We start from the raw sequence: 11,695 nt of genomic DNA, 5'->3' as shown, positions 1-11,695 counted from the left end.
GACTATTCCCTCAACAGGGTTGCAAATCACTTTCAGCTTCTTTAATATATGTTCATATTCTTAAAACAGAAAAGGAGATTCTATGCAGCCATTTAACGATTTTTCCAAGAGCGCGGGTTCTTACAGAACTTTGCCGCTGACTGAAAGCTTTTACACAGATGTGTTGACACCGGTTCATATGTTCAATGCTCTGAAGGACGATGCGCTATATATTTTAGAAAGTCAGGACCCTGCATCAGAATGGTCGAACTATTCATTTATCGGCCTGGATCCTTTTATCGATATCAGTGAAACACCGGACGGTTTTCTGATGACCGATCTCGACACTGATAAAACGTTCAGCTTTAACACTTTAAAAGAAGCGCTGGACTATGCTGAAAATTATGTCGATGCGTATACAGAAAGTATTAATCTGCCATTTAAAGGCGGCGCTGTCGGTTATGTGAACTACGAGGCGGTGCAGGATCTTGCAGGCATCAAAGCACGCAGCAGCACAAATTCCGGAAACTATCACTTCGTCTTTACCCGTACACTGATTGCGTACGAACACCGCGCACAGAAAACTTCTATTGTTTCGTTCGACAGTCCGGAACGTTTCGAAAGCGTTAAAGATACATATAACACTTTAAAGACACGGATTCATTCACTGAAAAAACGGCTGCGGGACAGCGCGCATCTCGAAGATCTGATGCTGTCGAGACGGCAGGCTGAAAATCCAAAGCTGACATTTACAAGTAACTATAAAGAAGCTGATTTCAAACGCGATGTCGACGTCATTAAAGAATACATCAGCCATGGTGAAATAGAACAGACGGTATTATCGCAGCGTTTTGATACTGAAACACAGTGCTCCGGATTCGAATTGTACCGCGTCCTGAGAAACGTTAATCCGTCCCCATATATGTTTTACCTGAATTTCTCAGACGCAGAACTGATAGGCAGTTCGCCGGAGCGACAGCTGCAGGTAAAAGACAGAACACTTGAAATCCACCCGATTGCCGGCACGAGACGACGCGGCAATACTCCTGCAGAAGATGCAGCAATTGCCGAAGAGCTGCTGAACGACGAAAAAGAAGTTGCCGAGCACGAAATGCTCGTCGAACTTGCTCTAGACGAATTCCGAAAAGTTTCCACAGAGGGCAGCGTTGAAGTCAGCCGTTACATGACCATCGGCAGATTCGCTGAAGTCATGCATATAATAAGCATCGTCAACGGGACACTCCGCGAAGATGTGTCGCCGATTGAAGCATTCTTCAATTCATTCCCGGCAGGCACTTTAACCGGCGCACCGAAAACACGCGCGATGGAAATCATCCGGGAACTTGAGCCGGATAACCGGGGCCTGTACGGCGGCTGCATTCTGTATTACGGTTTTGACGGCAATATGGATTCGTGTATTACTATCCGCACGATGATTCTAAAAGACAGCACCGTCAGTGTTCAGGCCGGTGCGGGCGTCGTTGCCGATTCCACTCCGGAAAACGAATATCAGGAAACAATCAACAAAGCGAGTGCACTGTTTAATGCCGTCAACCTTGCTGAAGAAGTGTTCCATTCATAAATTTATGTAAGCAAAACCCCAATCCTCAAAAAATTGAGTGATTGGGGTTTTTATATTACTGCTCGACAGCGTCTGCTTCTTTTTCTTTCGTTGTGACTTTAAATTCATCATCTTTGTAATCGACTGTAACGAGTTTATTTTCAAAGACTTCACCTGACAGCAGTGACTCACTGAGTGTGTCCTCAATATTTTTTTGAATGCTTCTCGCAAGCGGACGTGCACCATATTCCGGATCATAGCCTTCTTCTGCGATGCGTTCAGTTGCTTTGTCTGTCACTTCAATGTGAATGTTCTGATCCGACAGACGTTCTCGAAGCTGTTCAATCATCAGGCTGACAATTTCTTTAAGATGTTCTTTTTCAAGTTTGTGGAACACGATTATGTCGTCCACACGGTTAATAAATTCAGGTCTGAAAGTGTTTTTAAGTTCTTTCATCATCGTACTGCGGACATTTTCATAGCTGTCTGCAGCAGGTCCGCCGAATCCGACGAATCTCTGGTCCTGCAGTTCACGTGCACCGACGTTCGAAGTCATCACGATAATCGTGTTGCGGAAATCGACTGTACGGCCGTTTGAATCTGTTAAACGTCCGTCATCCAGCACCTGCAGGAGCATGTTAAACACGTCAGGGTGTGCTTTTTCAATTTCATCAAACAGTACCAATGAATATGGCTTTCTTCTGACTTTTTCAGTCAGCTGTCCGCCGTCATCATAGCCGACATACCCCGGAGGCGAACCGACCAGACGGGACACCGAATGTTTCTCCATATACTCACTCATATCGACTCGGATCATCGCATCTTCTTCACCGAACATCGTTTCGCTGAGTGCTTTTGCAAGCTCGGTTTTACCGACACCTGTCGGCCCGAGGAAGATAAAGCTTCCGATTGGACGTTTCGGATTCTTAAGTCCTGCACGCGCACGTCGGACAGCTTTTGAAATCGACGTGACTGCATCCGACTGGCCGATAACACGCTCGTGTAAGATCGACTCGAGATTTAACAGTCTGTCCGATTCATCTTCTGCGATTTTAGCAAGCGGAATGCCGGTAATCCCCGCAACGACCAGCTCGATGTCAGAAGGCATTACCGACTGGGATGAGTCGCCCTGTTCTTTTTTCCAGTTCTCTTCGCACTCTTTCACCTGGCGTTCAATTTTTGTCTGCTGATCGCGGTAGTTTGCAGCCGCTTCAAATTCCTGGCTCTGCACTGCCGCGTCTTTTTCTTTTTTCACAGTTTCGAGCTGCGTTTCAAGATCTTTTAAGTCAGGCGGTGCAGCATAACTTCTCAGTCTTACTTTCGATGACGCTTCATCGATTAAGTCGATTGCTTTATCCGGCAGGAAACGATCCTGAATATACCGGTCACTCATACGTACCGCCGCTTCAAGCGCCTCGTCTGTAATCGTCAGACGGTGATGCGCTTCGTAACGGTCTCGGAGCCCTTTTAAGATCAGCAGTGCATCTTCTGCACTCGGCTCATCGACCATTACCGGCTGGAAACGGCGTTCCAGCGCCGCATCTTTTTCAATGTGTTTTCTGTATTCATCGAGCGTCGTCGCACCGATGCACTGCAGTTCACCGCGGGCAAGTGCAGGTTTTAAAATGTTCGAGGCATCGATTGCACCTTCTGCACCTCCGGCACCGATCAGCGTGTGCAGCTCATCGATAAACAGTACAACGTTGCCGGCTTTATGAATTTCATCCATGACTTTTTTCATGCGTTCTTCAAACTCACCGCGGTATTTCGTACCTGCAACAACCGTTCCCATGTCGAGTGACATGACACGTTTGTTTTTAAGATTTTCAGGCACTTCATTGTGAATAATTGCCTGTGCAAGGCCTTCTGCAATGGCCGTTTTACCTACACCCGGTTCACCAATCAGCACCGGGTTGTTTTTCGTTCTGCGGCTCAGTATCTCAACAACACGTGTAATTTCTCCTGAACGGCCGATTACCGGGTCCAGACGCTCTTCTCTTGCGATCTGTGTTAAATCACGTGCAAGTGAATCAAGCGTCGGTGTGTTCGTCTCTCTTTCGACACTGCTGTGTGACTGGAACGACTCAGGATTGCCGAGCATTTTAATCACAGCTGCACGCGCTTTTGTAATGTTCAGATCAAGGTTGGCAAGAACACGCGCTGCCACGCCTTCACTTTCACGGATTAAACCGAGCAGCAGGTGCTCTGTTCCGACGAAATTGTGGTGAAGCTTGCGCGCCTCATCCATCGACAGTTCGATGACTTTTTTGGCACGGGGTGTGTAGTGAATCGATGATGCTTTTTCCGAACCTGTATTAATTAAGTTATGCACTTCTTCATTAACACGCTTTTCATCAATATTAAATGATGCAAGAACTTTAGCTGCGATACCTTCCTGTTCTTTAACGAGGCCGAGCAGCAGATGTTCCGTACCGATATTAGAGTTTTTTAGTGTGATTGCTTCTTCCTGTGCGTATGCCAGCACTTTCTGGGCACGCTCTGTTAATTTACCAAACAACATACTTATTCCCCTCCTAATAATTCACGCATTATGGCTGCCCGCGCACTTTCCGCTGCAGTGCCGTGTGAATCGTATTCTGTTTCTGTATTTAACCGGTCTTTCACGAATGCCGGCTGAATCAGCTGGAACCATTCCTGAAAGTTAAAACCTTCAACTTCTATATAGGATAAATCAATTCCGAGCTTCACATTGCTTAAATGCATTGAAGCTTCCTTTAAAGATAATTTATAGGCATGCCCGAGAATACCGAGTGAACGGCTGACTGCATCGAGCGTATCTATTGTCTTTAATTTCTCTCTTGCCATGCGCTCTTCTTCTATTAAACGATTTTTCAGTTCATTTAAATTGTTAATAATGACCGTTTCTTCAAATCCGAGCGTCACCTGATTTGACAGCTGATAAACCGAGCCCAGCGGCTCAGAGCCTTCCCCGTATATACCACGCAGCGTAAAACCGAAACGTGTGAGGTTGTTATGGAATCTTTGAATTTTGTTCGTCGCTGTCAGCGCCGGCAGGTGAAGCATCACCGATGCCCGCATACCTGTACCGATGTTCGTCGGACACGCCGTTAAATAACCGTATTGTTCATCAAAAGCATATTCTATCCGTGCTTCCAATGTATCATCTATCCGGTTCGCTTTCTCATAAAGCGTCTCGAGCGGAATATTCACCCCGAGCGCCTGAATACGAAGATGATCTTCTTCGCCGAGCATGACGGAAGCATCTTCATCATTATTGATGAAAACACGTGTGCCGTGTCTCGCAAAATTCGGACTGATTAAATGCTTTTCAACAAGTATTGCCCTGTCTTGAACCGACAGCTCTTTCATCGGAGTGAAACCGTAATCCGGAAGCACTTTGGAAACGAGCCCGGACAGTGCCTCAAGATCTTCATCATCCTCGAGCATATGTGTAAACGGCACACCTTTAATATTCCGTGCAAGACGGATCCGGGAGGACATTTCTATTTCTGTGTTTACTGCATTTTTAATCCACGAACTCGTCTGTCTATTCACTTGTCCCACCGTCCTTCAGCACCTGAATCTGATCGCGGATGACCGCTGCTTCCTCAAAAGCCTGCGCTTTCACTTTTTCCTGCAGTGTACGCTCAAGTGTTTCAATGTCTCGTTTCAATTTCAGTGTATCGTGCGCCTGAGTCGGTATTTTACCGACATGACGCTGCTGATTCAGCTGCACTCTCGTAACGATTTCAGGAACGTACCGTTCAAAATATTCATAGCAGTGGCTGCAGCCGAACAGACCGTTTTTCACGATGCTCTGCAGTGTTGAATCGCACGTCGGGCAGACGTACTTTTCTGTTTCCGCCTGTCCGCGCTGTGAATTGCCCGCAAGCATTTTTAACAGCGTCTGAATATCAAACGGATTATCTGTCTGATTATAATTTATATCCATCGATTGATTGGCGCATTGTTCACATAAATACTGTTCTTTGTGAGTGAGCCCCGAACCTTTGGAAATATGAATTACCGCTTCGCGTTCATTGCATATTTCACATTTCATATCATCACTCCTTCGCGTAGAGTATGGCTGTAATTATACGTCGTAAAATTTTCGCTCTTAAAATATCTCTGTAGGGCAGTTCAAGCGATAAAATTTCACGCTTCATTACTGCATCTATAATCTGTGCTTCGCGGTAGGTAATGACTTCATTCTCATACATCGACTGCACCAGGTGTTCTGCATTTAACTGGGAAATATTCTCCCCGATTAAATTCTGCAGGTGTGCCAGATACTCAGTCTCGGAATGAGTTTCGACTTTTGTAATTCTTATGTAGCCGCCCCCGCCGCGCTTACTTTCCACAACATATCCATGTTCATTTGTGAAACGGGTTTTTATAACGTAGTTTAATTGAGATGGTACACAATCAAATTTTTCAGCGATGTGCGCACGTTTAATCTCAACGACTTCATTGCCAGATTGCTCAATCATATCTTTCAAATACTGCTCAATGATATCCGACATATTACGCATATCATCACTCCTCCTTGACCAACTTTGACTAAAGTATACATTCTGTGCGTTTTTTTGGCAAATCAATTGTCCTGCATTTCCCGGAAAATATTTAATGTTCGGATTTCTCAGCTGTCCTGATTTTTTTGTTCATTTTTATCAAATTCCCCTTTATTTCTGTAACCGTTTGCATTATAATGATTCAGTATCGCGTTTATGTAACATTTACTTTATAATTAAATGAAACATATACATAGAGAACAATTTCATAAATTAAATTTTGGAGGCTTATTATGAGTATTGTAATGGGAATAGTAGGTATACTATTCGTTATCTTCCTTGCATGGGTCGCAAGTACTAACAAGAAACTTGCATTCAGGCACTGGAAAAACATCCTTTTACTGCTTGCACTTCAGGTGCTTGCCGCTTTCTTATTCCTGAGTACTACAGGTGGACAGACATTCATCCTGTGGCTTGCAAATGCGTTCGATGAATTACTTGGTTTCGCGAGAGAAGGCGGATTGTTCGTCTTTGGAGATCTGATGAATACTGCTGAAGGAGAACCTGCAAACGTGTTCTTATTCAACGTATTGCTTCCGATTATCTTCATCTCTGCAATTATCGGTATTTTATCATTCACGAGAGTCCTGCCGTTCGTCATTAAAGGTATCGGATTCCTGCTTACGAAGATCACTGGTATGCCTTACATAGAGTCATACAACGGTGCGGCATCAATGATGCTTGGACAGTCGGAAGTTTTTGTTTCACTGAAAAACCACCTTCCGAAAATGACAACAGCGCGTCTTTACACTTTATCTGCTCAGGCAATGAGTTCAATCTCACTGTCAATCGTCGGTGCATTCTTCACAATGCTCGACCCGCAGTATGTAATTATCGCAATCATTCTTAACCTGTTCGGTGTTTACGTAATTGTTCACATCATCAACCCGTACGCGGAAGAAATTAACGACGGTGACGTTGAAATTTCAACTAACCCTGAGCAAGGTAAATCTTTCTTCCAGGTGCTTGGCGACTACATCATCGACGGTGGTAGAATCGTTCTTATCGTAGGTGCAATGCTTATCGGGTTTATCGCTTTAATCGGTCTGTTAAATAACTTATTCCTGTTAATTCCGGGATCAAACTTATCATTCCAGGACATTCTTGGCTATATCTTCATGCCGATTGCATTCCTGATTGGTATTCCATGGGATGAAGCACAGACTGCCGGTTCATTAATGGCAACAAAACTTATCACTAACGAATTCGTAGCAATCTTAGAATTCATGCCGTTAGCAGAAACTCTGTCTCAGAAAACACAGGCAATGCTTTCAGTATTCCTTATTTCATTCGCTAACTTCGCAAGTATCGGTATTATCGCCGGTTCTGTTAAAGGTCTTCACGGCGAAAGCGGAGATAAAGTTGCTAAATTCGGTCTTAAATTAGTATACGGTGCTACACTCGTTTCATTACTGAGTGCTACAATCATCGGATTCTTCTACTAAGATTAAAAATTATACAAAAACTCCGGATGACAATTGTCATCCGGAGTTTTTTCTGTTTATATTATCCTAGCCAAGCGCAACGTCCAGCACCATCATAATCGAAAAGCCGATCATAAATGCGAACACCGCCACATCGGAATGTCCGTTTTTCTGCGTGCCGGGAATAACTTCTTCCACAACGACGAATATCATCGCCCCTGCCCCCGCTGCCAGTGCAAACGGCAATACCGGTTCCATTAATCCGATTAATAATACACCCACAAGGGCCGCCATCGGCTCTACTATTGCCGACATCCATCCCCAGAAGAACGCACGTCTTCTGGATGCCCCGTCACCGCGGAGCGGCATCGCTACAGCCGTTCCTTCCGGGATATTCTGCAGACCGATACCGATTGCGAGCGTCAGCGCACTCATCGCCATTACCGGGTCACCGCTTAAGCCGGCTGCACCAAAAAGAATACCGATTGACAGTCCCTCAGGGATGTTGTGAAGTGTCAGCGACGTAATGAGCAGAGTACTGCGTCTTGAAGTATTATACGCCAGACCTTCCGGGGCATCTTCGCCCCGGTGGCGGTGCGGAATCAGTTTATCGAAGACGTAAATAAATAATGCACCGCCGAGCACGCCTACTAATGCAGGGAACCACTCTCCTACCGGATTATCGGCGCTCGCTTCGATTGCCGGCGCGAGAAGCGACCAGAAACTTGCTGCTATCATGATGCCGCCGGCAAAGCCGAGCGTTATATTTAAGAAGTTTTCGCTTACACCTTTTGTGAGGAATACAATTGCTGCGCCGAGACCCGTCATGCTCCACGTGAACAACGTGGCGAGTAAGGCCTGCTGCCATGCTTCCAAACTCATAAAGAAATCCAACATGTTTACTCTCCTCAGTGATTAATATTGTTTATTATAACGCTTTTCAAAAAATTATAGTACCGAATATACCTTGATGTTATAATTGATACCCAACAGTCTTAAGTTAAAGGAGCGTACACTAATGACAGTCTTATCCACTATAGCCAAAAGCGCAGGGAAGTTAACGCATTATTTACTGACGACATTTACTAAAGGCGGAGGCAGCAGCCTGCCCGGTAAAATCGCTCTTTCAATCGATAAAAACCTGCTTCGCAATCTCGCGAAAAATTACGATGTTATCGTAATTACAGGAACTAACGGTAAAACTTTGACAACGACTCTGACGACAAATGTTCTGTCCAGAAAATACAAGAATATCATTACCAACCGTACAGGTTCCAATATGAAACAGGGCATCGTCGGCGCATTTCTGAATGCACCCCGTACGACAAAAGACGCGATTGCCATTCTCGAAGTCGACGAAGGTTCATTAAAAAATGTCGTTTCAGAGCTGCAGCCGAGACTTTTTGTACATACTAACATCTTCAGTGATCAACTCGATCGTTACGGTACAACTGATAAAATCTATGAACTGCTGCTTGATGCAGCGCGCGAAGTGCCCGATGCAGCCATCATAGCAAACGGCGATCTGCCCCTGTTCAATTCGCACACGCTGAACAACGAACAGAAGTTTTTCGGTTTCGATACAGATATTGAATCAAGCGACCGGACAAAAGAGGATGCACACTGTCCTGAATGCCGCCACACTTTGGAATACAATCATTTCACATACGCCAACCTCGGCGATTATCATTGTCCGTCATGCGGATTCAAACGACCGGAACTCGATTACAAAGTGACCGGTGTGCAGGAACTCGACGTGACACACTCAACGTTTAAACTGGATAACGATCCGTTCACACTTCACAACGCAGGTATATATAACATCTATAATGCACTTGCAGCATACAGCGTCGGTAAGTACTTCGATGTCCCGACAGCGGACATTAAGGAAGCATTTAATGAAAACGAACGCGTTTTCGGCCGTCAGGAAGTCATTATCGCATACGATAAAAAAATCATCCTGAACGTCGTGAAAAACCCGGTCGGACTGGACCAGGTACTGAACCTGGTTAAACTTGAAAAAGAGCCGTTCACACTCGTTGCATTGCTCAATAACCGTCCGGCAGACGGCGTTGATCTGAAGTGGCTGGACGATACACACTTCGAGTCACTGACAGACCTTAATATCGAGAAAATCATCACAGGCGGTATCGCCGTCGATACGATGACCGACCGTCTGGTAACAGCAGGCTTCGACAGAGATAATATCGATGCTGCCGGTGACCTTTCAAGCGTCATCGAAGCGATAGAACATGCACCGACAACGCAGATTCATATGCTTGCAACGTACACAGCAATGCTTGAAATCCGTAAAGCACTAATCGACAAAGGTCATTTAAAATAATATTTATTTTCTACTGTACAGGATGTTAATCCTGTACATTTTTTTATGTGTAAAACAAAAAATCACTCCCGACTTAAAAGTCGAAAGTGATATCTATTGTGAGTGGGCCTAAGTGGACTCGAACCACCGACCTCACGCTTATCAGGCGTGCGCTCTAACCAGCTGAGCTATAGGCCCCTGTTAATTTACAAAAAAAAAATGGAGCGGAAGACGGGATTCAAACCCGCGACCCCCACCTTGGCAAGGTGGTATTCTATCACTGAACTACTTCCGCATTTTAAAAATATGTAATTAAATGGTGGAGAATGACGGGCTCGAACCGCCGACCCTCTGCTTGTAAGGCAGATGCTCTCCCAGCTGAGCTAATTCTCCTGGAAAGCAAAATCAAACTAATATATATAATATAGATTCACTGTAAATTTGTCAATAGATTTTTACATAATATTAATAAAATATAGGGTGTGGGCGGATGCGACGTGACTCATTGCGGAGTAAATGCAAATACTCGGCAATGACACACGCTCATTGCGGAGTACACGCAAATACTCGGCAATGACGCACGCTCATTGCGGAGTAAACACAAATACACGGCAATGACACGCGCTCATTGCGGAGTAAACACAAATACACGGCAATGACGCACGCTCATTGCGGAGTAAACGCAAATACTCGGCAATGACGCACGCTCATTGCGGAGTAAATACAAATACACGGCAATGACGCACGCTCATTGCGGAGTAAACGCAAATACTCGGCAATGATGCACGCTCATTGCGGAGTAAACGTAAATATACGGGAATGACGCACGCTCATTGCGGAGTATCATACAAAATTCTACTGAATTTTATCTTTATAGCGCTGATTCTCGCGAATTTCTGCTATCGTCTCCAGCCAATCATAATATTTAAAGGTATATGTTGTTTTCCGGCCGTTCCCTTCTGAATGACAGTGCTTCTTAAGAAAACGATAAACCCCGTCTTCCGAAATTTGATTATCGATCAAACGCAGAATCGATTGTTTTGTAATCGGCTGCTTATAAAACAGGTACTTGTGGTCACTCATCGTGCGAAGGAGATGAGTTTCATTACTCTCTACCGTCCCGCACGCTGAGCATTTAAATTGGAATCTTTTTTTGATTAATTCAAAACTCTCGCATTCTCCGCAGTACAGTCCGCGCTTTATTCTTCCAAGATCCGCCGCTTCTTCAAAATATGGATTTTCAGCAATGGCCGATTTCACGAGATGCACAATGTCTTTTGCACTTCCCCCAAGCCGTTCGTCCCTGAATTTCCTGAAGTAATTTCGCAGCTGATTCCGCATCACCGTTTCACTCCATACATGTTCACTTTCAGTTGTTAATCTGAAGTCATCTCCCATAAAAATTACGGCACCGTCTACATAAAATTTCATCTTCGATTCATCCCGCAGCTGAATAATCTTTCCTTTGGCACGGCTCAGCTGGTTATGTGCATTGTCTTTCAGCTGCCTGCCGTTACGGAACCAGCTGTTATTTTCAAAATGATAGTCTCCGGAATAATTTTCAATTTCATTAACCGCAACACGTTCATCACTAATAATAATACTGTCAAACTGAGTAACAGACTTTCCGGTTTTTAAATACAGGTCCCTTAATACATAAACACTGTCATGGCCGGTTTCATCAAAAACCTGATCGTACAGACACTCCCCTTCAAACCCTTTTTCAATATTGTATAAATTCCGCTTCTCTTCAAAATTCAATTCCGTTCTCTTACCGAGTGCTTTATAATACAGCAATTCAGGTGACATCAGACGCCGGTTTAAAAACATTTCATCCCTCCCAAAATTAGCTTTC

General features: G+C 44.6%; 9 protein-coding genes and 3 tRNA genes. 3 read left to right on the top strand and 9 right to left on the bottom strand.

The window, feature by feature from the left end; genetic code table 11:
* The first annotated feature begins 82 nt into the window (after nucleotides 1-82).
* A complete protein-coding gene (locus RZ44_RS08750) occupies nucleotides 83-1,561 on the top strand; it encodes an anthranilate synthase component I family protein (RefSeq protein WP_035810474.1) in 1,479 nt (492 codons plus the stop codon).
* Nucleotides 1,562-1,616: 55 nt separating this feature from the next.
* Here the strand turns inward: RZ44_RS08750 and RZ44_RS08745 are convergent, their stop codons facing one another.
* Genes RZ44_RS08745 through RZ44_RS08730 form a run of 4 tightly spaced genes read right to left on the bottom strand, consistent with a single transcriptional unit; the run spans nucleotide 1,617 to nucleotide 6,054 of the window.
* Complete coding sequence (locus RZ44_RS08745) at nucleotides 1,617-4,061, bottom strand: ATP-dependent Clp protease ATP-binding subunit (protein ID WP_035810472.1); 2,445 nt, start codon at nucleotides 4,059-4,061, stop codon at nucleotides 1,617-1,619.
* Between the two features lie 2 nt (nucleotides 4,062-4,063).
* On the bottom strand, nucleotides 4,064-5,077 hold the full coding sequence (locus RZ44_RS08740; protein ID WP_231856259.1) for a protein arginine kinase: 1,014 nt from the start codon (nucleotides 5,075-5,077) through the stop codon (nucleotides 4,064-4,066).
* Nucleotides 5,070-5,582 carry a UvrB/UvrC motif-containing protein gene (locus RZ44_RS08735; protein WP_035810467.1) on the bottom strand — a complete coding sequence of 171 codons (513 nt, stop codon included), beginning with the start codon at nucleotides 5,580-5,582 and terminating at the stop codon, nucleotides 5,070-5,072. Before RZ44_RS08735 ends, RZ44_RS08740 begins: the two co-directional genes overlap by 8 nt.
* 4 nt (nucleotides 5,583-5,586) lie before the next feature.
* The gene (locus RZ44_RS08730; protein ID WP_035810465.1) at nucleotides 5,587-6,054 is read right to left on the bottom strand and encodes a CtsR family transcriptional regulator; all 468 of its coding nucleotides are present in this window, start codon (nucleotides 6,052-6,054) and stop codon (nucleotides 5,587-5,589) included.
* 272 nt (nucleotides 6,055-6,326) lie between these two features.
* Here RZ44_RS08730 and RZ44_RS08725 point away from each other — a divergent pair, with 272 nt between their 5' ends.
* The gene (locus RZ44_RS08725) at nucleotides 6,327-7,538 is read left to right on the top strand and encodes a NupC/NupG family nucleoside CNT transporter (protein WP_035810463.1); all 1,212 of its coding nucleotides are present in this window, start codon (nucleotides 6,327-6,329) and stop codon (nucleotides 7,536-7,538) included.
* A 66-nt stretch (nucleotides 7,539-7,604) separates the two neighbouring features.
* Here RZ44_RS08725 and RZ44_RS08720 read toward each other — a convergent pair whose 3' ends face one another.
* Nucleotides 7,605-8,414 carry a ZIP family metal transporter gene (locus tag RZ44_RS08720; protein WP_035810461.1) on the bottom strand — a complete coding sequence of 270 codons (810 nt, stop codon included), beginning with the start codon at nucleotides 8,412-8,414 and terminating at the stop codon, nucleotides 7,605-7,607.
* 121 nt (nucleotides 8,415-8,535) lie between these two features.
* Here RZ44_RS08720 and RZ44_RS08715 point away from each other — a divergent pair, with 121 nt between their 5' ends.
* Nucleotides 8,536-9,861 (top strand): MurT ligase domain-containing protein, encoded by a 1,326-nt coding sequence (locus RZ44_RS08715; protein ID WP_035810459.1) that lies wholly within the window; start codon nucleotides 8,536-8,538, stop codon nucleotides 9,859-9,861.
* A gap of 103 nt (nucleotides 9,862-9,964) precedes the next feature.
* Here RZ44_RS08715 and RZ44_RS08710 read toward each other — a convergent pair.
* The 4 genes from RZ44_RS08710 to RZ44_RS08695 form a co-directional block, all read right to left on the bottom strand.
* Nucleotides 9,965-10,038, bottom strand: a tRNA-Ile gene (locus RZ44_RS08710).
* 22 nt (nucleotides 10,039-10,060) lie between these two features.
* Nucleotides 10,061-10,135 (bottom strand) — tRNA-Gly (locus RZ44_RS08705).
* Between the two features lie 22 nt (nucleotides 10,136-10,157).
* Nucleotides 10,158-10,233: transfer RNA gene (locus RZ44_RS08700), tRNA-Val, on the bottom strand.
* Between the two features lie 462 nt (nucleotides 10,234-10,695).
* Entirely contained in the window at nucleotides 10,696-11,670 is a 975-nt protein-coding gene (locus RZ44_RS08695) for a nuclease-related domain-containing protein (protein ID WP_035810457.1), read from the bottom strand.
* Nucleotides 11,671-11,695: the final 25 nt, after the last annotated feature.

Source organism: Jeotgalicoccus saudimassiliensis (assembly GCF_000756715.1).
Taxonomy (GTDB): Bacteria; Bacillota; Bacilli; order Staphylococcales; family Salinicoccaceae; genus Jeotgalicoccus; species Jeotgalicoccus saudimassiliensis.
The sequence above is the reverse complement of the archived record's forward strand: the minus strand, read 5'-3'. Positions and strand labels throughout refer to the sequence as shown.